Source organism: Lentzea sp. NPDC042327, assembly GCF_040647275.1.
GTDB lineage: Bacteria > Actinomycetota > Actinomycetes > Mycobacteriales > Pseudonocardiaceae > Lentzea.
Window position 1 is genome coordinate 600,758 of sequence record NZ_JBEZBX010000004.1, and the last position, 23,171, is coordinate 623,928.

Sequence of the window (23,171 nt, forward strand, 5' to 3'; positions counted from 1 at the left end):
TAGAGGCCAATCGGGTGAGCCCGCTCGTTGATCCACTATGCGGGAAGCTCCGTTTCGGTACGCTTCCCGGCCGTGACGGGTGGGATCTTCAACGGTTTCGAGGACTACCGGACCGCTACCGAGGACGACTACCGTCGGACGCTGACCGGCGGCCTGGTGGTGTTCGACGCCAACGTGCTCTTGAACCTCTACCGCTTCAACAGCACCACGCGCGCCGACCTCATCAAGGTCATGCAGTCCCTCGGTGACAGCCTTTGGGTCCCGCACCAGGTCATGCGCGAGTTCTGGCGCAACCGCGAGTCCGTCATCGACCAGCTTGGCGAGACGCCCAAGGAGTCGCTCACCAGGTTGGACAAGGCCCGCCAAGACGCCGAGGAGGCAGTGCGGGCGTGGAGCAACCGGATCTACCTGCCGGAGGGCGAGCGGGACGGGCTGCTCACGCGGTTGAACGGCGCTTTCCAGGCGGTCCGGCACGCGATCAGCGAGCAGGCGGCGACCAACGCGCACCCGCACGACACGAACGCCGATTCGATCGTGTCGACGCTGGAACCGATCGTCGCGGGCCGGACAGGTGCCGCACTGCCTGTCGACGACCACGACGCCGCGGTGGCGGAGGCCGAACGCCGGATCGCGGCGAAGGAACCGCCGGGGTACCTGGACAAGGACAAGCCCGACGCGGAGGGACGGGCGGGCGACTACCTGGTCTGGAAACAGATCCTGGTGGAGGCTGCGCAACGACCCCGTGACGTGCTGCTGGTGACCAGTGACGGGAAGGACGACTGGTGGCGACGTGCCAAGGGGCAACTGCGCGGGCCGCGGTGGGAGTTGATGGCGGAGTTCCGGCGGTCGACTGGGCACCGACTGTTCATGATCACGGCGTCAGAGCTGATCAGACGGGCTGACTCGCTGACGGACGTGCACGTGAATCCGGAGTCGGCCGAAGAGATCGAACGCGTCGAGAACACCACCGCGGAGCTCATGCCACCGGAAGTGGTGAGAAGTCTGGTCGCCGACATCTATCGAAGGATCGCGGAGCAGCACGACTCGATGCTCGTTTCGTCGAACAAGCACCGTGTGATCAGCGAGTGGATCGAGGACCCGGCGATCGGCGGGCTGCTGTTGAACTACATGACCGCAGAGGACGCCTGGAAGTGGATCGACGCCAGGCGATCCGAGCACACCCTGCACGCGCTCTACGGGCGGGGGCCTTTCGCCGATCTGGTCCCAGTCCGCTATCAGACGATCGACGACATAGTCATTACCGCTTGCGGACCAGGCTGGTACCCGGAGCCCGGCACAACGCGCGGTGACATATCAGGGCACTGCGTCGCCACCAATGGCACGAGCACCCGATACGTGTGTTGGGGTGATGAGGGTGACTTCAACACCCTGCTGGACGCAGTGGCGCGTGAGGGCAACACGCCGCACGGCAAGCCTGCGATGGTGATCGTCGACTTCGGACGGCTCTCCGATCCCGCTTACTACTCGTCAGTGGCCCATAAAGCCGGAGTCGACTTCACCCACATCAAGCTGGAGCTCAGGCCGAACCCCGACTACGCGGGCTGACGACCTTCCGCGCCCGGTGAGCCTTCACGTGCACCCGGTTCCCGCACACCGCCGGACTGCAGAACACCCGCGACTGGTTCCGCGACAGGTCCACGAACACCGCGTGGCAGTCCGGCCCCGCACACCGGTGCAACCGCGACACCCCGCCCTGCTCGACCACGGCCAGCAACGCGAACGCCGCCTGCCCGGCAACCCAGGCCGGCAACGCCACGGCCCCCGTCAGGTGCAGGTGCCACGACAGCCCGTCGTGCTCCACCAGCTCCGGCACCAGCCCCGACGACGCCACCAGCTCGTTCGCCGCGGCCACCGAGTGCGCCTCGAACACCGCCCGCAGCGGCGACCGCAGCGACCGGACAGCCACAACGTCCGCAGGAGAAGCGTCAGCGCCGGTCCAGCCGCGAGCACGCGCGAGAGAAGTCAAAACAGCAGGTGAGAGGTCGTCCACGCCGACGCTGTGGCGGTAGGAGTTCACGACGTCCTCGGCCAGCGTCACCACCGGATCCGCGTAATCACCGAAGCGCATCTTGACCCCTTTCCCCGGCCATCCTAGCGTAAGTAGTCATTATGGCTGATGCTAATTACACGAGCGCGCGGACGATCAGACTGCAGGCCATCGCGCCGGTGGCCACGGCCGCGTTCCTGTTCGGGATCTCCTTCGGCGCCGTGGCGACGACGGCCGGGTTCGGCATCGAGTCCGCGCTGGTCATGTCGGCGACGACGTTCGGCGGTGCGGCGCAGGTCGGGAGCGCGGCGGTGCTCGCGGCGGGGGGTGGGGCGCTCAGCGCCATCCTCGCGGGTGTCCTGCTCAACCTGCGGTACCTGCCGATGGGCGTCACGGCGTCCACGGCCTACCGGGGCCCCTGGTACTCGCGGGCCGCGCAGGCGCAGCTCCTCGGCGACGAGACGTGGGCGCTGAGCCGGACGCCCGACGGCGGGCACGACGCGCGGTTGCTGTTGCAGGCCGGTGCGACGGTCTTCGTCGTGTGGCTCGCGGGCACGGCGATCGGGGTCGTGGCGTTCAAGGACGTCAGCGTCGAGGCCTGGGGGCTCGACATGGTCAGTCCCGCGATCTTCTTCGCACTGCTGTGGAACCAGCTCGACTCACCGCGCACGCGCGTCGCCGCGCTCACGGCGGTCGCGGTGGCCCTGGTGCTCGTTCCGTTCACCCCGGCCGGCGTGCCGATCGCGGTCGCCAGCCTCGTCTGCCTGATGGGACTCGTCAAATGAGCGCGGTGTGGTGGGTCGTGGTCGTCCTGGGTGTGATCACCGTCGTGATCAAGGCGGCCGGGCCGGTCGCACTGGGCAACTGGACGCCCTCGGACAAGGCGAAACGGGTGCTGGCACTCGTGTCACCGGTCGTGCTGTCGGCGCTGATCGCCGTGCAGGTGTTCACGAGCGGGCAGCACTTCCAGCTCGACGAACGGGCCGCGGGACTGGGTGCCGCGCTGGTCGCCCTGCTGCTCAAGGCACCGCTGCTGGTCGTCGTGCTGGTCGCGGTCGCGGCGACGGCGGTGACGAGGGCGCTCGTCTGACCGTGCGGGAAACCGGGTGAACGCACAGAAACCCGGGTCGATCGTTGTGCGAACGTCCATGGCCCGCCGCCACGGGCCCCAATAGCGTCGAGAGGGTAGGACCAGCACCACCAGCTGTCCTGTTTGGACGAACAGGCTTGGAAGGATGCGATGGACTCCACCCTCACTCTCCCCGAGCTCTTCGCGGCCAGCCGCGCCCGCCACGGCGACCGGCCCGCGGTGAGCGACGACGACACCACCCTCACCTACGCCGAACTGGACGCGCGCTCGGACCTGCTGGCGGACGTGTTGGCCGGCAAAGGGGTCCAGGTCGGCGACAACGTCGGCATCCTGCTCGACAGGGGCGCGCTGGTCGTCGTCGCCATGCTGGCGGTCGCGAAGGCGGGCGGCGCGTACCTGTCGATCGACTCCAACTACCCGGCGCAGCGGCGGGACGTCATGCTGCGCGACGGCGGCGTGAAGCTCGTCATCACCCAGTCCGGCACCCGGCTCCCCGACGGCGTCGAGGCCGTCGAGTGGAGCATCGACCGGACCGGCGACGCGGAACCGACCGGCACCCGGCTCATCCCCGAGGACGCGGCGTGCGTGCTGTACACGTCCGGGTCGACGGGCGAGCCGAAGGGGATCGTGTTCGAGCACCGCAACATCGCGGCGCTCGCGGTCAACCCCAGCCTGCCCAAGCTCACCCAGGACGACAAGGTCGGGCAGATCTCCAGCGTGTCCTTCGACGGCATCACGCTGGAGGTGTGGTCCGCGCTCGCGGTCGGCGCCGAGGTCGTCGTGCTGCCGCGGATGGGCTCGCTGCTGCCCACGGACCTGCAGCGGGAGCTCAAGCGCCGCAAGGTGTCCATGATGCTGGTGCCGGCGACCGTGCTGAACGAGGTCTGCCGGGTCGACCGCAACACGTTCGCCTCGCTCAAGCACCTGTGCAGCGGCGGCGACGTGATCCTGCCCGCGACCTGCCGGGCGATCCTGGGCGGCAAGTTCAAGGGCGACTTCTACAACCTCTACGGGCCCAGCGAGATCACGACGGCGGCGACGGCGTTCCGGATCACCGAGGTCCCCGACGACACCGGTTCCATCCCGATCGGCACCGCGATCGACGGCTACGAGACCTACGTGGTCGACGAGAACAGGCAGCCGGTCCAGCGCGGTGAGGCGGGCGAGCTGCTCGTCGGCGGCGTCGGCGTGGCCAGGGGCTACTTCGGGCCGCCGCGGCTGACCGCGGAGCGGTTCGTGCCCAACCCGTTCGGCGCCGCCGGCACCCGCGTCTACACGACCGGCGACCGGGTCAGGGAGAACGAGCAGGGGCAGCTGGAGTTCCTGGGCCGCCTCGACGGGCAGCACAAGATCCGCGGCCACCGGGTCGAGCCGGCCGAGGTGGAGCAGGGGATCTTCGCGCACCCGCAGGTGCGGCAGGCCGCCGTGCTGGTCGAGGAGTTCGACGGCGACCGCAGGCTGGCCGCGTTCGTGGTCCCGGCCAGCGACGACCTGTCCACGGTGGAGCTTAAGGAGTTCGTCACCGCCAAGCTCCCGCCGCACATGGTCCCGGCGTCGTTCACGGTGATCCAGCAGATGCCGCTGACGTCGAACGGCAAGCGCGACCGGGACGCACTGGCCGAGCTGCGCGGCAAGGCCGTGCAACGCCTCGCGCGCCGCGTCGAGCCGGAGACCGACACCGAGCGGTGGCTGGTCGCGTTGTGGGAACGCCTGCTCAACATCGAGGACGTGGGTGCGGAGGACGACTTCTTCGACCTGGGCGGCCACTCGCTGCTCGCGTTCCGCGCACGCAGCGCCATCTCGCGCGAGTACGGCATCAAGGTCGACGCCGGCGTCCTGTTCGAGCACAGCACCCTGCGCGGCCTGGCCCGCGTGATCGAGGAGGCCAAGTGACGACGACCCAGATCGACCTCGGCGGCACCGAGCTGTTCGCCGACGGTGACCCGATCGAGGCGTACAAGTGGTTGCGGCACAACGCACCCGTCTACTGGAACCCGACGGCCGACGGCGGTTTCTGGGCGCTGACGAAGTACGACGACGTGGCAGAGGCCTACCTGAACACCGAGGTCTACAGCTCGTCCAAGGGCACCATGCTCGGCGGCTCGTACCGCAGCCAGACCGACACGGCCAGCGGGCAGATGCTGATCGCCACCGACCCGCCGCGCCACCAGCACCTGCGCCGGTCCGTGCACAACGCGGGCTTCAACCCGTTGAAGATGGACAAGGCCCGCGAGGGCGTCACGGCGACGGTCAACGCCGCGCTGGACAAGATGGTCGCGGACGGCGGTGGCGACTGGGCCACCGAGATCTCGCTGGCGCTGCCCACCGGCGTGCTGCTGGGCACGATGGAGCTGCCGCTGGACAAGGCGTCCATGCTGCAGCGCCTGACCCGCACGATGATCGGGTTCCGCGACAGCGAGTACCGCGGTGACGCGACCGCCGCGCAGACGCTGATCCGCGCGCAGGTCGACATCTTCGAGTTCTTCTACGACCTGATCGAGGAACGCAGGGAGAACCCGGGCGAGGACCTCATCAGCCTGCTCACGCAGGCGGAGGTCAACGGCGAGCCGATGAGCGAGTCGGAGATCCTCTACAACTGCATGAACGTCGCGGTCGGCGGCAACGAGACCACCGCGCACACCTCGTCGTACAGCGTCATGACGTTCCTGGAGCACCCCGACGCCTACGAGCAGCTGCTCGCGCACCCGGAGCTGCTGCCGACGGCGATGGAGGAGCTGTTCCGCTGGACCGCGACGAACACGTACGTGCAGCGGCACATCACACGGGACATCGTGATCCGCGGCCAGGAGGTCAAGGAGGGCGACGCGGTCACGCTGTGGAACTCCTCGGCCAACCGCGACGAGGACGTCTTCCCCGACGGCGACGTCTTCGACATCACCCGCAACCCCAACAAGCACCTCACGTTCGGTCTCGGCCGGCACCACTGCATCGGCGCCGTGGTGGCCAGGCTGGAGATGGAGCTGCTGCTGGGCGAGATGGTCAAGCGGGGCCTGCGGTTCCGGCTCGCAGGCGAGGTCGAGAAGCTGCACTCCAACTTCGCCCTCGGCATCCGGCACCTCCCGCTCGAGGTCTGGGCGTCGTGACCTGGTTCCCGGAACCAGGAGACGGCGCGGTCCGGCTGATCTGCTTCCCGTACGCGGGCGGGTCGGCGTCGGTGTTCCGCGGCTGGGAACGGTCGGTGCCGCCGGGGGTCGAGGTGCTGGCGGCCCGGCTCCCCGGCCGCGCGGAACGGTGGCGTGAGGAGCCCTTCACGTCACTCGACCTGCTCGTGGACGCGCTGACCGAACCGGTGAAGGCGGTCGCGGACCGGCCGTTCGCGTTCTTCGGGCACAGCATGGGCGCGGTGCTCGCGTTCGAGCTGGCGCGGCGGATGCGGCGCGAGCTCGGGACGGAGCCGGTGCACGTGTTCGCGGCGAGCTGCAACCCGCCGCTGCCGGACGTGCCGATGCCGGTGCTGGGCACGCTGGACGAGCCTGCGCTGCGGGCGACGCTCGCCGACCTCGGGCTCGCGGAGGAGGTCATGGCCGACGAGGACCTGATGGAGATGCTGCTCCCGTTGGTGCGCGCCGACCTGCGCATCGCGGACGGCTACCTGGACCGCGACGGCGAGCCGCTCACGTGCCCGCTGACGGCGTTCCACGGCCGGCGGGACCCGATGGTCAGCGCCGAGGACATGGCGCAGTGGGCCGTCGGCACGACGGGTCCGTTCCTGCTGCGGCAGGTCCAGGGCGCGCACCTGTTCTCCGACGACGGGTGGCGCGACGTGCTGACGGCGGTGTCGGACGAGCTGGGTGTCTTGGTCTGAGAAGGGATTGCGCAATGGACACGACCGTTGTGGTGAACGCCGAGGAGCAGTACTCGGTGTGGCCTGCCACCGCCCAGCCGCCCGCCGGGTGGCGCGTGGTCGGTGAGCCGGGCACGCGGGCCGAGTGCCTCGCGCGCATCGACGAGCTGTGGACCGACATGCGGCCGCTGAGCCGCCGGTGACGCCCGTCAGGTGACAGCGCGCATCGCGAGCCAGAGGTTGACACGGGCCTCGACCGAGCTGAGGGAGAGGCCCGTGACGCGCTCGATCTGCTCCAGCCGGTAGCGCACGGTGTTGCGGTGCACGAACAACTCCTTGGCGGCCAGCTGCGGTGAGCCGCCGGTGGTGAGGAACACCTCCAGGGTCCGCATCAGCTGCCCGCCGTGGTCGGCGTCGAACGCGAGCAGCGGCTGGAGCACCTTGCGGGCCACCTCGCGCACGGGGAGGTCGGGGTTCGACATGAGCAGGCGCGGCATGTCGATCACCCGACCCTCGTGCACGCCCGGTCCCCTGCTGACGGCCTCCTGCGCCTCCAGGAACGCCCAGCGCAGCCCGTGCACACCGCGGTAGGGCCCGCCGACACCGACCGACGTGGCGCTCTTGGCCAGCAGCCGGGTGAGCTCGTGCGGTGACCGGTTCCCTTCCAGCACAACGGCTTCGTACGGTCCGACGCGGGCGACCACGACGTCGGTGAGGTCGTCGAGCTCGACCGGTGCGTCGGTCACCAGCAGCACGCTGTGCGTCGCGGCCGGGTCGACGCCCGCCGCGGTGAGCCTGCGCGCCGCCTCGCTGGAGGAGATGGCGGACCGCACCAGGTCCTCGATCACCTGCCCGGTCAGCTCGCGCCGGCCGGCCCGCAGCGCCTGCACGCGGGCGAGCTCGAGCCGGACCAGTCCGGCGACGTGGCCCGCGAGGTCGTCGGCGAACGACGTGCGGCCGGTGGCGAACAACGCGTGCGGCACGTCGGCGTTGATGGGCAGCAGTTGTGCGCCGTCCGCGTCGTCGGGTGGCCACCGGAACCCCGGTGGCGAGCTCGCGATCACCTGGTCGGGAAGCCTGATGAGGGCACAGGGTTCGCCGGTCGCCCCGGTGAAGAGGGCCAGCAGACCGTCGATGCCCCGCTCCGCCAGGCAGTCGAACATCGCGCGCTGCACGTCGCGCAGCCGTTGTCCTGTCGTCAGGACAGGCGTACCTCCTTCGAGCAGCTCAACCATGGTTCCCATCATGCACATCCGGGTCCACTGCGGATAGCGGGCGCGGCGGCGCGGACCACGGCCGCTGATCGGTGGGACCGCTGTCGATGCTGGTCAGGATCGTTGGAGCGCAAGGAAGAATGGGCGCGGGCGGACCGAGGTCCTTGACAGTGCGCGATGTTCGCCTGCGGTGTGCCGTCGAACTCGGAAACGGTTGGGCCGACACAGCCGCGTTCTCATCATCGACAATGGACCTGGGGTCGCTCTCACGCGATCGGTCACGTGAAGATCGCCCGAACACCGGCTGAACACACCGGCGTTTCGCCGGTCTCCGCGCTCCCGGTCGTGGCACCGTCGTGCCATGACCGGCGGGCACATCCTGAACGACCAGCGCACCGACCCGGGACAGCGGTTCCACGCCTGGACGGCCGCGGTGGTCCGCCACCTGCCGTTCGGCCTGTCCCGGCTCGTCCCGCCCAGCCTCCTCGGGTTCGCGCTCATCAACGGCTGCACGTTCGGCGTCGACCTGCTGCTGCTCACCCTGTTCCGCTCCGGCCTGGGCTGGCCGGTACCGGTGGCGTTCACCGTCGCCTACGTCATCGCGTTCGGCCTGAGCTTCGTGCTCAACCGAGCGCTGAACTTCCGCTCGCACGCCTCGGTCGGCCCGCAGGCCGGTCTCTACGCGGTGGCGGTCCTCGTCAACTACCTGGCGTTCATCCTCGGCGCCGGCACCGCGCTGACCGCTCTCGGCGTCCAGTACCACCTCTCCCGAATCGTCGCCGGGATCTGCGAAGCAGCGTTCATGTACAGCGCCATGCGGTGGCTCATCTTCCGCCCCCGCTAACCCTCTCCCCTTGCTGCTGCCATGGCATCTGCAAGTACCACCAACCCTTGATCAAACCGCCGCTCACTACCACCAACCTGTTCGCCGTCCCACGAACCAGACCTCGGGCGCACAGGTGGCCGGAGGCGCTGTTGGTAGTGGAAAAGTGCCTGTTGACCTTGAGTTGGTGGTACTCGCAGATGCCGGCAGAGGCTTGGGCGCGATGCCACGGGCGGCGAACCGCACCGGTCGAAGCGCCGGTCGCCCGTCGAGGCGCCGGTCGCCACCCCCAGCGGCGACCGGCACCAGGTCGTGCTCCCCGATCCTCGCCCGGCGCCCTCACCCCGGAAGGGCCGCGGACGACACCGGACGGATCCGGACAACCGTCACAGGTACCAGGGCGTGCAGCCGGCCTCGCCCTCGCCGACGCAGACCCGCAACCAGAACCGGTGCATCTGGTCGGCCGAGAGCCACTCGACGGTGGTGGAGGTGCCCATGCCCGACGCGCTCGCGATCGACTTCACCACCTCCTGCGTGCCACCCGGAACGATCTTGAAGTACCGGACCCACAGGTGGGCGGCCATGCCGTCGTCCGCGGTGTCCTCGATGTACGACGGCGCCTTGATGTGCGGCGTCTTGTCGATGAACGTGCCCTTCGCCACGGCGCTGGCGCCGGGCAGGACGTGGTACAGGTCGATCTGGAACGTGGTCGAACAACCGGTTCCCGGGTCGTGCACGGGATCGCAACCGGCCTGCGCGGGCGCTGTGGAGCACAGTCCGGCCACCACCGCGGCGGCCACGGACACACTCAGCTTCATCATGGTTCCCCCTTGTGCGTGTTGATCTACCAAGCGCCGTGCCGCGCTCACAAGCCGTTCGGACGATCCCGGACACCGAGCAGTGATCGCACGCGTGCGGCTTCGTCGCTGCCGACGGACTCGAAGATGTCCAACGCGCGCTGCCACGCCGCCACGCCGTCGTCCGATGCGAGTCCCAGGTGCAGCAGTGCTCGCGCCAGGCCCAGCCGGTACCCGGCGCCCTCCAGCACCGCCACGGCGGCCTCGCCGGCCTCGACCGACCCCTCCGCCGCGCACACCGCGGTCAGCGCCAGCCCCTCCAGGATTCGCTGGCCGGTCGCGGCGGCGTGGTCGCGGGCCTGCGCGGCGGCGGTCGCGGCGGCCGGGCGGTCACCGGCCGCGAGCTCCAGCCAGGCCAGCTCGACGAGTGCGTCCGCCATGCCGTGGCCGGCGGCCGCCGCCTGCCGGGACGCGCGCAGCAGGTCGTCGCGGCGGCCGCGGATGGCGGCGACGGTGATCCGCGCGTCGATCTCCACCCGGCCCGACGCCAGCGAGAGCGCCTGTTCCGCGCACCGCAGGGCTTCCTCGGGACGGCCGGCGTCGCGGTGCACGCGGGCCAGGTCGTCGAGGGCCGCCGCCTCGCCGACGCGGTCCTGGTGGTCGTGGTTGAGCTGCCGGGCACGGCACAGGTGGACCGCGGCCTGGCCGGTCTCGCCCAGGTACCGGTGCACGATGCCGAGCGCTCCCAGCGAGTTCGCCGCCGACCGGGTCTCGCCGATCGACTCGCGCAGCTCCACGGCCGCGCGCAGGTGGGCGGCCGCGTCGGCGAGCGCGCCCAGGCGCAGCTGGGCGAGGCCCAGGTTGCCCAGCGCGCGGGCCCGCCGGGCCGAGTCGCCGATCTCGGTGTAGAAGGCCAGCTCGCGGGTGTAGCAGTCGGCCGCCTCGGTGAGCGCGCCCAGCTCGGAGTGCACGCCGCCGAGGTTGCCGAGCGTGCTGAGCTCGCGGTACCGGTCGCCCGCCACCCGGCTCGCCGCGACGGCCCGCTCGAAGTGCTCCGCGGCCACGCGCAGCTCGCCCGCGCTCCACTGGGCGGTGCCGAGCGACAGCTGCATCGCCGCGGTCGCCTGCGCGTCGCCGAGCCGGTCGGCGGCGGCGAACCCGGCCCGTGCCACGGCCAGCCACTCCGCGGTGTGCCGGCGCAGCCAGTAGCAGCCGCGCAGCGCGTCGGTGAGCAACCACGCCATCGGCGCCTGCCCGAGCTCGACGGCCTTCTCGACGGCGGTCACGAGCGTGGCGCGTTCGGCGTCGAACCAGCGCAGCGCGTCGGCCGCCGTGGCGAACGCCTGCCGCGGCTCCACGTCGGACAGCACCAGGAAGTCCGGCCGCACCGCGCGGGCGGCCGCGACCGCCGCGTCCAGCAGGTGCGCGTAGAACCGCTCGACCGCCGCCGCGGTGGCGTCCGCGGTCTCCTCGGCGGCGCACCGGTCACGGCCGTACAACCGCAGCAGGTCGTGCAACCCGTACCGGTCCGCTGTCCTGGCCTCCACCAGGTGCGCGCCGACGAGCGCACGCAGCACGGGCGCCGTCTCCGCCTCCGACCGGTCGAGCAGCACCGAGCACGCCCGCGTGGACAGCTCGGGGCCGGGCACGAAACCCGCGCGGCGGAACAACGTCCTGGCGAGCGGGTCCAGCGCCGCGTACGAGTGCCCGAACGCCGTGCGCACCGCCGCGTCCGTGTCGCCCTCGATCTCGAACGCGCCGAGCCGGTCACCGGCCAGCAGCTCGGCGACGTGGTCCGCGATCGTCTGGTGTGGACGGTCGGCCAGGTTCGCCGCCGCGATCCGCAACGCGAGCGGCAGGTGCCCGCACAACCGGACCAGCTCCTCGACCGCGTCCTCCTCGCGCAGCACCCGTTCCGGGCCCAGCACGCCGATCACGACCGCCGGGGCCTCCTCGGGTGTGAGCACGCCCAGCTCCAGCCGGTGCGCGCCCTCCCGCGCCACGAGCCCGGCCATCCGGTCCCGGCTCGTCACGAGCGTCATGCACCCGGACCCGCCCGGCACCAGCGGACGCACGTGCGCGGCACTCGGCGCGTTGTCCACGACGAGCAGAGCGCGCTTGTCGGACGTGATGGACCGGTACATGCCGACCATCGCGTCCTGCTGCAACGGGATGTCCTCACCGGGCACGCCGAACGCGCGGATCGCGAGCGCCAGCGCCTGGTCCGGCGTCACCGGCGGCCCGGACGAGTACCCGCGCAGGTCCAGGTGCACCTGGCCGTCCGGGAAGCGGTTCGCCACCTGGTGCGCCCACTGCACGGCCAGCGCCGTCTTGCCCACGCCGGGGATGCCGCACACGACCGCGAGCCGGCTGCCGTCCTCCAGCAGCGCCGACAGCTCCTTCAACGCCTTGGCGCGCCCGGTGAACCCCGGCACCACCGCGGGCAGCTGCCGCGGCACCACGGCCCGGGCCACCGGTTGCGGGGCCGGTCCGGTCTGCACCCGGCGCCACGCGGCCAGCCAGCCCTCGGTGTCCGTGACGCCGAACGCCCTGAGCAGGCCGCGGAAGACGTCGACGGCGGGCGCTGTCCTCCGTTTGGGGCTCAACGCGTCCGCGAGCGTGCTGCGCGCCAGCCCGGACAGCTTCTCGACCTGGCGCAGCGACGGGTTGCCCGCCCACACCTTCAACAGGCGCAACGCGGCGATCAGCTCGTCGAGCGTCTGCACCTGCTCTGGTCTGGGGCGGTCCGGCACGCTCCCGAGCCTAGTGATCTCCCCGCGCGCCGCGTGGGGCGCGCCGCACCCCCGGGTCCCGCGTCGAGCAGGTCGCGATGGTGCGGCGGTCCTCGACCGCGCACCGTGAGCGCGGGGACTACTGCAGGTAGCCCTCGACCTCGCCCACCGACCGCGCCCGCACGTCGTCGGGGTCACCACCGGCCGACCGCGCGGTCCGGCGCCGGCGCAGCAGGTCCCAGCACTGGTCGAGCGACTCCTCCAGCGCGCGCAGCCGGGCGCGCTCCTCCTCGGAGGAGATCTCGCCGGCCGCCAGCGCCTCCCGCAGCCGGTGCTCTTCCTCGACCAGCTCGTCGATGCGGCCCAGCACGTTCTCATCGGTCATGTTCACCACCTAAGCACGAACGGGTACCCGAAGCCCGTCAACGAGATGGAGGGTCCACATGCAACCGATTCCGTTCGTCCCGTTCGTGTGGCGCGACCAGTCCTGGTTCGGGCAGGACGACGACGCGACCGACCTGGCCCACCGCCCGGACACCGGCCTGATCGGCTACGAGGTCGAGGCGACCGACGGCAGCATCGGCAAGGTCCACGACGACAACGCGGAGGTGCCCGGCGACTGCCTGCTCGTCGACACCGGGCCGTGGATCTTCGGGCACAAGGTCGTGCTGCCCGTCGGCACGGTCCGGCGCGTCGACCACGACGAGCGCAAGGTGTGGGTCGACCGCACCAGGCAGCAGATCAAGGACGCGCCGGAGTACGACGCGGACGCCGACCCCGAGGACCACCGCAGGCGCAGCGGCGAGTACTACTCCGAGTCCTACCGGCTGATGCCGCCCATGTTGTAGGGCTCATCGCCGCGGCATCGCGCACGCCGGGCCTGGCACCGCACCCTCCTCGGTGGACGTTGTCAGGCCAGCGGGACTTCCTGGCGGCGCAACGCCTCCGGCACGGAGGGCCGCACGTTCAGCACGTCCTCCAGCTCCAGCACCCGCAACGGCCGCAGCACCACGGCACTGGTCGCGACCACGGCGAACGAGCCGCCGTCGCGCACGCACCGCTCGTGCTGTTCCAGCAGCACCCTGATCCCGCACGCCCCGAGGAAGTGCAGCCCCGTCAGGTCGAGCACCACCGGCGCGGACGGCCGCACCACCTCGCCCAGCCGGTCGGAGAGGTCGTCGGCGGTGACCTGGTCGACCTCGCCCGCGACGTGCACGACGACCGCGGCTCCCACGCTCTCGCTCGTGATGCTGCAGGGGGCTTGGTCGTCGGTGTGCACGTGGCAACCTCCAGATGGGCAGCGCGGCCTGTCTGCTGGACCCGGTTCACGACGGTAGCGCAGGACCGGTCCGCGCGCGCCGTCACGCACGGACCGGCCGGCCGGAGGATCGCCAGGGTGGAGGATCGTGCTGCGCGTAGGATCAGGCGCCATGCGCACGTCCGGTGTTACCGACGTCGTCGTCGGGATGAGCACGAGCGACCACCTCTGCTGGTCGTTCGACGACTTCACCGACTTCCGCGCACGGGCGGCCGAGTTCCTCGTGGACGGCCTCGTCAGGGGCCAGCGCGCCTGCTACGTGGCCCGCGGCGACGCCCGCGAGCTGGCCGGGCACCTCGCGTCGTCCCCCGTGCTGGCCGCCGCGTTGCGCGACGGTTCCGCCGAGGTGATCCCGCTCGAGTCGCGGTACCGCTCCGGTGCCACGGTGTCACCGAACGACCAGGTCGCCGCCTATGCGGAGGCCACCAGCGCCGCACTGGCCGACGGCTTCACCGGCCTGCGGGTGGCCGCGGACGCCACCGCGCTGGTGAGCTCACCGGCCTCGCTCGACGCGTTCTGCCGCTACGAGCACCTCATCGACCGGTACATGACCGGCTCGCCGTTCTCCGCGATGTGCGCCTACCACCGCCCGGAGCTCGCCGACGGCACCGTCGAGCAGCTCGCGTCGATGCACCCGGTCAGCAACGCCCGCGGCGCCCCGTTCCGCCTGCACGCCACCGCCGACGGCCTGGCCCTCGTCGGCGAGATCGACCGCGCGAGCCGCGAGCTGCTGCCGCTGGCCCTGCTGCGCGCGGAACCGCCGGTGGACCGCAGCGAGCTCCGCGTCGACGCGACCGGCTTGCGCTTCATCGACCACCACGGCCTGCTGGCCCTGCACGACTGCGCGCGCTCCCACGCCGCGACGCTCGTGCTGCGCTCGGAGAAGTCCGCCCTCGCACGCCTGGTGTCCATCCTCGGGCTGGAAGACGTGGAGTGCGTCCGATGACGGCGGGGTTCTTCCACGAGTGCGCGCTCTACGACTCGGAAGACACCTTCCTGGCGCTCGCCGTGCCGTTCGTGGAGGACGGGCTGCGGGCGGGCCACCCGACCTTCGTCGCCTGCGCGGAGGACAACACGGCCCTGCTGCGCGGAGCACTGGGCCGCGACGACGCCGTGACCTACCTCCCCGCCGCCGACCAGTACGCCCGTCCCGCGGACGCGATAGCGAGCTACCGCGAGATCTGCGCGAAGCTCGTGTCCGCCGGTGCCACCGGCATCCACGTGGTCGGCGACGTCCCCCACCCCGGCGTCGGCGCCCCCTGGGACTGGTGGGCCCGCTACGAGGCCGCCGTCAACCGGGCCTACGCCGAGTTCCCGCTCCACGGCCTGTGCCCCTACGACACCAGGACCACCCCGGACTACGTGCTGGCCGACGTCGCCAGCACCCACCCCAACGTCGCCGGTCAGGGCACGCCGAACCCGCACTACGGCGCTCCGCTGAGCGCACCACGCCCCGACGTCCTCGAACAGGCGCCGCCGCTGGTCGAGCTCGTCGACCCGACCCCGTCCGCCGTGCGCGGTGCCGTCCTCGCGGCCATCGCCGGCGTCCGGCTCGACGAGGACAGCGCGCACGACGCGGTCTACGCGGCCAGTGAGATCATCACGAACGGACTGACCCACGGCGTCGGCCCGGTCCGGTTCCGGCTGTGGGCGGACGCGGCACGGGTGGTGGTCGCGACGACCGACCACGGTACGGGGCCGTCCGACCCGCTCGTGGGGCTGATGCCGACGGAGGCCACGCAGACGGCGGGCCTGGGGCTGTGGATCCTGCATCGGACGTGCAACTACGTGTCGATGGGACGCGGTGACGACGGGTTCACGGTGCGGGTGAGCGTGGGCGCCTGAGCCCGGAGCGCCCGTCGCGGGGAGGGGGCAGAATTCCGGCGTGAGCGCCACCGTCTCCGCCAAGCTGCTCTCGCTGCTCGGCACCTTCGACACCCGCCACCGCGCCCAGACCCTCAGCGGCATCGCGCGCCGCAGCGGCCTGCCGGTCAGCACCACCCACCGCCTGCTCGCCGAGCTGGAGGGCTGGGGCGCGGTCCGGCGGCTCGCGTCCGGGGAGTACGTCATCGGGCGCCGGATCTGGCGGCTCGGCCTGCTGGCGGCGGGCGAGGTGGACCTGAGCCGGGTCGCGGAGCCGTTCCTGCACGACATCCACGCGGCCACGCGGGCCGTGGTGCACCTGGCGGTGCGCGAGGGTGCGGAGGTGCTGTACCTGGACCGGGTGTCCGGGCACGCGTCGGTGCCGATCGTGAGCACGACGGGCAGCAGGTTGCCGTTGCACGCCACGGGCGTCGGGAAGGTGTTGCTCGCGCACGCGCCGGCGGAGGTGCAGGAGGAGGTGCTGGCGCATCGGCTGACGCGGTGCACGGCGTTCACGATCGTCGATCCGGCCCGGTTGCGCGCGCAGCTGCACCGCATCCGGCGGGACGGGTACGCGCAGACGTTCGAGGAGATGACGCTCGGCGCGTGCTCGGTGGGGGTGCCGGTCGAGGTGCGCGGCGGGGTCGTGGCCGCGCTCGGGATCGTGGTGCCGGATCTGCGCAGCGTGCGGGGGCGGCTGGTGGCGGCGTTGCAGGTCGCGGCCCGCGGCATCGCCCGGACGATGGAGTCCGGTTTCCACCCACCGGAAAGCGGGGTTGGATGATCAGCTCGCCTGCGGCTCTACTCTGCGCTGTGGCGAGCGAAAAGCGTGAACTCTTCATCGGCGGCGAGAACGTTCCGGCACTGGACGGCCGCACGACCGAGGACCTCAACCCCTACACCGGCGACGTCTTCGCCGTGGTGGCCGCGGCTGGCACCGCCGACGTGACCCGTGCCGTGGACGCGGCCCAGGCGGCGTTCGAGCAGTGGTCGGCGACCTCCCCGGCCACGCGGCGCGCGATCCTGCTGCGCGCGGCCGACCTGCTGGAGGCCAGGGCACCGGACGTCGTGCGGGTCATGGCCGCCGAGGTCGGCGGTGTCGCCGGGTGGGCCGGCTTCAACGTGGCGCTCGCGACGAACGTGCTGCGCGAGTCTGCGGCCGCCGTCACCCAGCCCGTCGGCGAGGTCCTCACGACCGAGACCGCGGGCCAGCTGTCGCTCGCGGTGCGCGAACCGCTCGGCGTCGTCGCCGCTTTCGCACCGTGGAACGCGCCGGTCATCCTCAGCACCCGCGCCGTCGCCGCCCCGCTCGCCGCCGGCAACACCGTGGTGCTCAAGCCCAGCGAGGACGCCCCGATCACCGCCGGTCTGCTCATCGCCGAGGTGCTGCACGAGGCGGGGCTGCCCGCCGGTGCGCTGAACGTCGTCACCAACGACCCCGCCGACGCCGCCGACGTGGCCGCCGCGCTGATCACCGACCCGCGGGTGCGCGCCGTGAACTTCACCGGCTCCACCGAGGTCGGCCGCACCGTCGGCACCCTGGCCGCCCAGCACCTCAAGCCGGCGGTGCTGGAACTCGGCGGCAAGAACGCCCTGCTGGTGCTGGAGGACGCCGACCTCGACCACGCCGTGAACGCGGCCGTGTTCGGCTCGTTCCACAACTCCGGGCAGATCTGCATGTCGACCGACCGCGTCCTCGTGCACCGCTCGATCGCCGAGGAGTTCACCACCCGCTTCGTCGCCAAGCTCGCCGCGCTCCCCCACGGCGACCCGGGCGACCCCGGCACCGTCTTCGGCCCGGTGATCAACCGGCGTTCCGCGGACCGGGTGTCCGCGCTGGTCGAGGAGGCGGTCTCCGCGGGCGCCCGACGGCGCACCGAGGGCACCGGACCGATCGTGCTCGACCGGGTCACCCCGGACATGCGGATCTTCCGCCAGGAGATCTTCGGCCCGGCCGTCGTCATCGTGCCGGTCGCCGACGACGACGAGGCCGTCGCCATCGCCAACGACACCGAGCACGGCCTCACCGCGGGCATCCTCACCGAGGACACCCGCCGCGGCCTCGCGCTGGCCCGCCGCATCCGCACCGGCATCGTGCACGTCGGCAACCAGACCGTGGCCGACGAGCCGCAGGCACCGTTCGGCGGGGTGAAGTCGAGCGGCTACGGCCGGTTCGGCGGCCGGTGGGGCGTGGAGGCGTTCTCCGCGACCCGCTGGGTCACCGTCGCCGGTTCCCACGGCCACTTCCCGTACTGACCTCCCCCTTGCTGCTGCCGGCATCTGCAAGTACTGCCAACCCATGATCGAATCGCCGCTGACCACCACCAACATGGTCGCCACTCGCCGAACCAGGCTGCGTGCGCAGGTCAGCCGCAGGCGCTGTTGGTAGTGGAAAAGTGCTTGTTGATGTTGAGTTGGTGGTACTTGCAGATGCCGGCAGAGGCAGGGTGGCTAGGTGTGAGGGGGCAGACCGGCCTCGTGGGCCACGATGGCCGCCTGCACCCGGTTCTGCACCCCCAGCCGGGTCAAGATGGCGCTCACGTGCCCCTTCACCGTGCCCTCGACCAGGTCCAGCCGCCGGGCGATCTGCGCGTTCGACAGGCCCTCGCCGAGCAACGCGAGCACGTCGCGTTCGCGGGCGGTCAGCTCCTCGACCCGCGCGCGGGCGGCGCCGGTCCGGGTGCCGCGGAACCGGGTGATCATCCGGGCGGCGACCTTCGGGGCGAGGTAGGCGCCGCCGGCGGCCAGCGCGTGGACGCCCGCGATCAGCTCGCGCGGGTCGCCCGACTTGAGCAGGAACCCGCGCGCGCCGCCGTCGAGGGCCTGTTCGAGGTAGCCGTCGTCGTTGAACGTCGTCAGCATCGCGACGCCGAACCCGTGGCGCGCCAGTTCCTCCGCCGCCCGCAGGCCGTCCAGGCGGGGCATGCGGACGTCCAGCAGCACGACGTCGGGGCGGTGCCTCAACGCGAGGTCGACGGCCTCGTGACCGTCGGCGGCCTCGGCGACGACCTCGACAGCCGGGTCGGCGCTCAGGATGGCGCGCACGCCGGCCCGCACCATGGCCTCGTCGTCGGCGAGCAGTACGCGGATCACTGGTCCCCCGGCTGTGGCAGCGTCGCGACCAGCTCGAACCTGCCGTCGCCACGAGTGGTCCGCAGCGTACCGCCGGCCAGCCGCACCCGTTCGCGCAACGCCACCAGGCCGAGCCGCGACCCGGCGGCCCGCCGTCCGCCCAGCGCGTTGCTCGCCTCCACGACGGTCGTGGCGTCGGCGGTCGTGACGGTCAGGTGCAGCACCGAGTGCGGCGCGTGCTTCGCGGCGTTCGTCAGCGCCTCCTGCACGACCCTGCGCACGGTCGGCTCCACTGTGGACGGCACAGGTCCATCCGCGGTGAACCGGACGTCCAGGCCCGCCCGCACGGCCCGGTCCACGAGGTCCCGCACGCCCTCGACCGCAACCGGCTCACCATCGCGCAGCAGGAACACCAGGTCCGCCAGCCGTTCCGTGGCACCGGCCGCCGTGCGCCGCAGCTGTGCGGCGGACTCGCGGTGCTCCGGCGGCAGCTTCATCTCCAGCGCCCCGGCCTGCAGCGCCAGCAGGCTCAGCTCGTGGCCGAGGCTGTCGTGCACCTCGTGCGCGATCCGGGTGCGTTCCCGCAGGTGCGCGGCCTCGACGGCAGCGGCGGCCAGTGCGGCCTGCTGGTGGACCACCCGGCCGAGGAACCACGGCAGCGCCACCGCGACCGCCACGATCCCGGCCGCTACGCCTCCCGCGAGCGCCCCCAGCGGGAACAGCACGGCCGGCCACAGCACCGCCGTGCGCCGCCCGAGCAGGAAGGACACCGCGAACAACGGCACGCACACCGCAGCCGTCCACGGCGGCACGGAGTCGTCGATCGCGAACGACACGGCCGCCGCCACCGCGACGCACGCCGCGAGCGCCGCCGCCTTCACCGCCGCCACCGCACGACCGCGACGCTGATGTTCATCACGCTGGACACGCCCAACCACACCACGAGCGGCAGCGAATAGTGCGCCAGTTGGAAGAACGTGATGTCGCGCCCGCCGCCGTACAGGAGCCCCAGCAACCACGGCGCCGCCACCAGCAGCCCCACCGGCACGAACCGCAGCACCTGCCACGGCCTGGGCCACCGCCGCGGCCGCCGCAGCGCCCGCACGCCGAGCGCCACCGACAGCAGGGTCAGCGCCGCCAGCACGAGGTCCGTGAGCAACCGGAACGACGACGGCTGCGCGGGCACCTTCCCGTCGAGGAGGTCCGCGATCCCGTCCTCCAGCTGCGAGGTGCCCTCGTTGCCCAGTCCCACACCGCTGTTGGCCATGACCGCGACGCCGTACCCGGACGACGTCAGCAACTGCCCGGCCGTCGCCGTGAACCAGATGCCGTTGTGCCGCAGGCCGCGCCCGTCGCGCACCCAGCCCAGCCCCTCCTGCGGCCGCAGCCGCCCCTGCGCCGCCAGCCACTTGCCCATGTCCGCGGCGGTGGTGACCACCCCGTCGGACCCGGCGACGAACCGGTGCGGCTCGGTCACCGCGACCGAGAACCCGTACGCGTACCCGTGTCCCGTGCGGTAGCCGGCCGGCAGGTCGCGCGGCGTCACGTCGATCGCGACCGTTTCGCGCATGTCCAACGGCTCGAAGACGTGCTTCCTGAGGTGGTCGTCGAAGTTCTCACCCGACACGACCTCCACCACCCGCGCGGCGAGGTGGTAGTTCGTGTTGGTGTACCGGTGTTCGGCACCGGGATCGGCGGCGAGCGTCGCCTGCTTCGCCCGCCGGACCGCCCCGTCGAGGGTGTCCGGCTGCGGCAGGCTCTTCTCCGCAAACGTCCGGTCGGTGATGCCCGAGGTGTGCTCCAGCAGGTGCCGCACGGTGATCCGCCCGCCCCGCGGGTCGGCGACCTCGAACTCGGGCAGGTAGGTGCGCACCGGCCGGTCCAGGTCGAGCTTGCCCGCGTCGGCGAGCTGGCGGACGGCCAAGGCGGTGAACGACTTGCTGACCGAGGCGATCGCCATCTTCGAGTGCTCGGTGAGCGGCGCGCCGGTCGAGTCGCGGCCGTAGCCCTTGGTCGCGATCACCCTGTCCCCCTTCGTGATCGCGACCGCGACTCCGGGGTAGGAGGCCTCTGCGAGGTACGCGGCCACGTGACCGTCCACTGCGGACAGATCGGGTGGGGAGACCAGTGCGGCGACCAGGCCGATCGCCCAGATGCTGTTCATGGTCGTGACCGTAGGGAGCGCGGGCCCGCGGCACCCGACCCGGAAGACGGGGCGGACCCCCGACGAAAGTCAGGGGTCCGCGCCGGTGCCGAACTACGAGGATCAGTGCCCCGCGGCCATCTCCGCCGCCAGTCGCTCGTCCCCGCTCTGCTCCTTGAGCGGCTTCTCCTTGATGAACACCACCGCGAGGAACGCGAGCACCGCGAACGGCGCCCCCACCAGGAAGATCTCCGCCGTCGCCGTGGCGTAGATGTCGGCGATGACGGCCTTGACCTCCGGCGGCAGCTTCGTGATGTCCGGTACCGCGTTCTCGCCGCCGGCGGTCGCGATCGGGCCGAACTTCTCCTCGGTCAGCGACGAGACCTTGCTGGCCAGCACCGCGCCCAGCGCCGAGACGCCGATCGCGCCGCCCAGCGAGCGGAAGAACGTCAGCGTCGAGGTCGTGGCGCCGAGGTCGCGGGCGGGCACGTCGTTCTGCGCCGCCAGCACGAGGTTCTGCATCAGCATGCCGACGCCCACGCCGAGCACGAACATGTCGACGCCCACCATGAACACCGTGGTCTGCGCGGTGATCGTGGACAGCAGCAGCATGCCCGCGACCATGACGACGCCACCGGCGACCAGGAACGCCTTCCACCGGCCGTACTTCGTGATCAGCTGGCCCGCGACGGTGGACGACACCAGCAGGCCGAAGATCAGCGGCAGGCCGAGCAGACCGGCCTGGGTCGGGGTCTTGCCGAGCGAGAGCTGGAAGTACTGCGACAGGAAGACCGTGCCGCCGAACATCGCCACGCCGACGAGCGCGCTCGCGAGGGTGGCCAGCGAGACCGTGCGGTTGCGGAAGATCGACAGCGGGATGATCGGGTCGTGGGCGCGGGACTCGACCCACACCGCGGCGACGAGCAGCACCACGCCGAGCGACACGAGCAGCGCGGTCCAGCCGGAGGCCCACTCGAACTTCTGGCCGGCCAGCGAGGACCACACCAGCAGCGTCGACACACCGGACACGATGAGGAACGCGCCCAGGAAGTCGATCTTCGTGTTCTCGTTGCGCACGATCGGGAGGTGCAGGGTGCGCTGCAGCAGCCAGATCGCGGCCAGCGTGAACGGGACGCCGATGAAGAAGCACCAGCGCCAGCCCAGCCAGGAGGTGTCGACCAGCAGGCCGCCGATCAGCGGGCCGGCCACAGTGCCGACGCCGAACACGGCGCCGAACAGACCGGAGTAGCGGCCGAGCTCGCGCGGCGGGATCATCGCCGCCATCACGATCGTGGCGAGCGCGGTGACACCACCGGCGCCGAGGCCCTGCACGACGCGGCTGACGATCAGCATCTCGATGTTCTGCGAGAAGCCCGCGATCAGCGAGCCGACGACGAACAGGCTCAGCGAGGCCTGGATCAGCAGCTTGCGGCTGTAGAGGTCGGCGAGCTTGCCCCACAGCGGCACGGTCGCGGTCATCGCGAGCAGCTCGACGGTGACGATCCAGGCGAAGATCGACTGCGAGCCCTTGAGGTCGGCGACGATGCGCGGCAGGGCGTTCGAGACGATGGTGCTCGCCAGGATGGACACGAACATGCCCATCATCAGGCCGGACATGGCCTGCAGGACGTCGCGTCTGCTGTGGGCGGGTCTTGGCGCTTCGGTTCCGGTGCTCATGAGGGTCCCCCTTCGTGGTGGTGCGGTGCGTGAGCCAGTCCGGCACCGAGCAGGTCGAGCGCCTCGGAGATCAGGTCGCCCAGCGCGACCTCGTCGTCGAGCGCCCAGCGGGTGACCGCGCAGCGGAACGCGACGGTGCCCGCGGCCACCAGCAGCCGCGGGTACAGGTGGTCGGCGGGCAGCCCGCTGCGCTGCGCCACCGCCGCGCCGATCAGCTGCTCGGCCTCCGCGCTCGACGCGAACGCGCGGACCAGCAGGTCGGGGCGTTGCATCAGCACGTCCTTGCGCAGCAGCCACAGGTCACGCGCGTTGTTCAGCTCGTCGTCGATCTCCGCCAGCACGGCGGCGCGGAACGCCTCGAAGGGCGTGACCCCGTCCGCGGCGAGGACGCGCTCGGCCATGCGCGGGCCCGTCTCCGGGTCCGCGCCGATCAGCGCGTCGTCCTTGCTCGCGAAGTAGTTGAAGAAGGTGCGCACCGAGACGTCGGCCTCGGCGGCGATCTCCTCCACGGTGACGTGGTCGAAGCCCCTCTCGGCGGAGAGGCGCAGCGTCGCCCGCTCCAGCGCGGCACGCGTGCGGCGCTTCTTGCGGTCGCGCAGGCTCTCCCCCGACTGGTTCACGGGTCGACA

General features: G+C 71.6%; 24 protein-coding genes. 13 read left to right on the forward strand and 11 right to left on the reverse strand.

The window, feature by feature from the left end; translation table 11 throughout:
• Nucleotides 1-72 precede the first annotated feature (72 nt).
• Entirely contained in the window at nucleotides 73-1,566 is a 1,494-nt protein-coding gene (locus AB0A63_RS13500) for a PIN-like domain-containing protein (protein ID WP_360389697.1), read from the forward strand.
• Here the strand turns inward: AB0A63_RS13500 and AB0A63_RS13505 are convergent.
• A complete protein-coding gene (locus tag AB0A63_RS13505; RefSeq protein ID WP_360389699.1) occupies nucleotides 1,538-2,089 on the reverse strand; it encodes a CGNR zinc finger domain-containing protein in 552 nt (183 codons plus the stop codon). The two genes, AB0A63_RS13500 and AB0A63_RS13505, sit on opposite strands and share 29 nt — an antisense overlap.
• Nucleotides 2,090-2,130: 41 nt before the next feature.
• Here AB0A63_RS13505 and AB0A63_RS13510 point away from each other — a divergent pair, with 41 nt between their 5' ends.
• From AB0A63_RS13510 to AB0A63_RS13535, 6 genes are all read left to right on the forward strand, one after another.
• The gene (locus AB0A63_RS13510; protein WP_360389702.1) at nucleotides 2,131-2,793 is read left to right on the forward strand and encodes an AzlC family ABC transporter permease; all 663 of its coding nucleotides are present in this window, start codon (nucleotides 2,131-2,133) and stop codon (nucleotides 2,791-2,793) included.
• Nucleotides 2,790-3,098: an AzlD domain-containing protein gene (locus AB0A63_RS13515; protein ID WP_360389705.1), complete on the forward strand. Its 309-nt coding sequence runs from the start codon at nucleotides 2,790-2,792 to the stop codon at nucleotides 3,096-3,098. Before AB0A63_RS13510 ends, AB0A63_RS13515 begins: the two co-directional genes overlap by 4 nt.
• 150 nt (nucleotides 3,099-3,248) lie before the next feature.
• Nucleotides 3,249-4,991, forward strand: a complete 1,743-nt coding sequence (locus AB0A63_RS13520; RefSeq protein WP_360389708.1) for a non-ribosomal peptide synthetase — start codon at nucleotides 3,249-3,251, stop codon at nucleotides 4,989-4,991.
• A complete protein-coding gene (locus tag AB0A63_RS13525; protein ID WP_360389711.1) occupies nucleotides 4,988-6,202 on the forward strand; it encodes a cytochrome P450 in 1,215 nt (404 codons plus the stop codon). The genes AB0A63_RS13520 and AB0A63_RS13525 overlap by 4 nt, the downstream gene beginning before the upstream one ends.
• On the forward strand, nucleotides 6,199-6,924 hold the full coding sequence (locus tag AB0A63_RS13530; protein WP_360389713.1) for an alpha/beta fold hydrolase: 726 nt from the start codon (nucleotides 6,199-6,201) through the stop codon (nucleotides 6,922-6,924). Before AB0A63_RS13525 ends, AB0A63_RS13530 begins: the two co-directional genes overlap by 4 nt.
• 14 nt (nucleotides 6,925-6,938) lie before the next feature.
• A complete protein-coding gene (locus AB0A63_RS13535; RefSeq protein WP_063798670.1) occupies nucleotides 6,939-7,106 on the forward strand; it encodes an MbtH family protein in 168 nt (55 codons plus the stop codon).
• A 6-nt stretch (nucleotides 7,107-7,112) separates the two neighbouring features.
• Here AB0A63_RS13535 and AB0A63_RS13540 read toward each other — a convergent pair whose 3' ends face one another.
• Nucleotides 7,113-8,138, reverse strand: coding sequence for a helix-turn-helix domain-containing protein (locus tag AB0A63_RS13540; protein ID WP_360389717.1), 1,026 nt, complete (start codon nucleotides 8,136-8,138; stop codon nucleotides 7,113-7,115).
• Nucleotides 8,139-8,478: 340 nt separating this feature from the next.
• On the opposite strand from AB0A63_RS13540, the gene AB0A63_RS13545 reads away from it, so the two are divergent.
• Nucleotides 8,479-8,961 (forward strand): GtrA family protein, encoded by a 483-nt coding sequence (locus AB0A63_RS13545; RefSeq protein ID WP_360389720.1) that lies wholly within the window; start codon nucleotides 8,479-8,481, stop codon nucleotides 8,959-8,961.
• Nucleotides 8,962-9,326: 365 nt separating this feature from the next.
• Here the strand turns inward: AB0A63_RS13545 and AB0A63_RS13550 are convergent, their stop codons facing one another.
• The 3 genes from AB0A63_RS13550 to AB0A63_RS13560 all read right to left on the reverse strand — a co-directional run bounded on the left by AB0A63_RS13550 (nucleotide 9,327) and on the right by AB0A63_RS13560 (nucleotide 12,854).
• On the reverse strand, nucleotides 9,327-9,761 hold the full coding sequence (locus AB0A63_RS13550; protein WP_360389722.1) for a hypothetical protein: 435 nt from the start codon (nucleotides 9,759-9,761) through the stop codon (nucleotides 9,327-9,329).
• 44 nt (nucleotides 9,762-9,805) lie between these two features.
• Nucleotides 9,806-12,490, reverse strand: coding sequence for a tetratricopeptide repeat protein (locus tag AB0A63_RS13555; RefSeq protein ID WP_360389725.1), 2,685 nt, complete (start codon nucleotides 12,488-12,490; stop codon nucleotides 9,806-9,808).
• A 118-nt stretch (nucleotides 12,491-12,608) separates the two neighbouring features.
• A complete protein-coding gene (locus AB0A63_RS13560; RefSeq protein WP_360389728.1) occupies nucleotides 12,609-12,854 on the reverse strand; it encodes a DUF2630 family protein in 246 nt (81 codons plus the stop codon).
• Between the two features lie 58 nt (nucleotides 12,855-12,912).
• On the opposite strand from AB0A63_RS13560, the gene AB0A63_RS13565 reads away from it, so the two are divergent.
• Nucleotides 12,913-13,317, forward strand: coding sequence for a PRC-barrel domain containing protein (locus AB0A63_RS13565; protein ID WP_360389731.1), 405 nt, complete (start codon nucleotides 12,913-12,915; stop codon nucleotides 13,315-13,317).
• Nucleotides 13,318-13,379: 62 nt separating this feature from the next.
• Here the strand turns inward: AB0A63_RS13565 and AB0A63_RS13570 are convergent, their stop codons facing one another.
• Nucleotides 13,380-13,748, reverse strand: a complete 369-nt coding sequence (locus AB0A63_RS13570) for an STAS domain-containing protein (protein WP_360389734.1) — start codon at nucleotides 13,746-13,748, stop codon at nucleotides 13,380-13,382.
• A 127-nt stretch (nucleotides 13,749-13,875) separates the two neighbouring features.
• Between AB0A63_RS13570 and AB0A63_RS13575 the strand changes: the two genes are divergently transcribed.
• Genes AB0A63_RS13575 through AB0A63_RS13590 form a run of 4 tightly spaced genes read left to right on the forward strand, consistent with a single transcriptional unit; the run spans nucleotide 13,876 to nucleotide 17,906 of the window.
• The gene (locus AB0A63_RS13575; protein WP_360389737.1) at nucleotides 13,876-14,733 is read left to right on the forward strand and encodes an MEDS domain-containing protein; all 858 of its coding nucleotides are present in this window, start codon (nucleotides 13,876-13,878) and stop codon (nucleotides 14,731-14,733) included.
• Nucleotides 14,730-15,632: a sensor histidine kinase gene (locus AB0A63_RS13580; RefSeq protein ID WP_360389740.1), complete on the forward strand. Its 903-nt coding sequence runs from the start codon at nucleotides 14,730-14,732 to the stop codon at nucleotides 15,630-15,632. Before AB0A63_RS13575 ends, AB0A63_RS13580 begins: the two co-directional genes overlap by 4 nt.
• Nucleotides 15,633-15,672: 40 nt before the next feature.
• Complete coding sequence (locus AB0A63_RS13585; protein WP_360389743.1) at nucleotides 15,673-16,434, forward strand: IclR family transcriptional regulator; 762 nt, start codon at nucleotides 15,673-15,675, stop codon at nucleotides 16,432-16,434.
• A 29-nt stretch (nucleotides 16,435-16,463) separates the two neighbouring features.
• On the forward strand, nucleotides 16,464-17,906 hold the full coding sequence (locus AB0A63_RS13590) for an aldehyde dehydrogenase family protein (protein WP_360389746.1): 1,443 nt from the start codon (nucleotides 16,464-16,466) through the stop codon (nucleotides 17,904-17,906).
• Between the two features lie 195 nt (nucleotides 17,907-18,101).
• Here the strand turns inward: AB0A63_RS13590 and AB0A63_RS13595 are convergent, their stop codons facing one another.
• The 5 genes from AB0A63_RS13595 to AB0A63_RS13615 form a co-directional block, all read right to left on the reverse strand.
• Nucleotides 18,102-18,743, reverse strand: a complete 642-nt coding sequence (locus tag AB0A63_RS13595) for a response regulator transcription factor (protein WP_360389749.1) — start codon at nucleotides 18,741-18,743, stop codon at nucleotides 18,102-18,104.
• Nucleotides 18,740-19,612, reverse strand: a complete 873-nt coding sequence (locus tag AB0A63_RS13600; RefSeq protein ID WP_360389751.1) for a histidine kinase — start codon at nucleotides 19,610-19,612, stop codon at nucleotides 18,740-18,742. Before AB0A63_RS13600 ends, AB0A63_RS13595 begins: the two co-directional genes overlap by 4 nt.
• Nucleotides 19,600-20,886: a serine hydrolase domain-containing protein gene (locus AB0A63_RS13605; protein ID WP_360389754.1), complete on the reverse strand. Its 1,287-nt coding sequence runs from the start codon at nucleotides 20,884-20,886 to the stop codon at nucleotides 19,600-19,602. The genes AB0A63_RS13600 and AB0A63_RS13605 overlap by 13 nt, the downstream gene beginning before the upstream one ends.
• Before the next feature lie 102 nt (nucleotides 20,887-20,988).
• Nucleotides 20,989-22,542, reverse strand: coding sequence for an MDR family MFS transporter (locus AB0A63_RS13610; protein WP_360389757.1), 1,554 nt, complete (start codon nucleotides 22,540-22,542; stop codon nucleotides 20,989-20,991).
• Nucleotides 22,539-23,162 carry a TetR family transcriptional regulator gene (locus AB0A63_RS13615; protein ID WP_360389760.1) on the reverse strand — a complete coding sequence of 208 codons (624 nt, stop codon included), beginning with the start codon at nucleotides 23,160-23,162 and terminating at the stop codon, nucleotides 22,539-22,541. The genes AB0A63_RS13610 and AB0A63_RS13615 overlap by 4 nt, the downstream gene beginning before the upstream one ends.
• Between the last annotated feature and the right edge of the window lie 9 nt (nucleotides 23,163-23,171).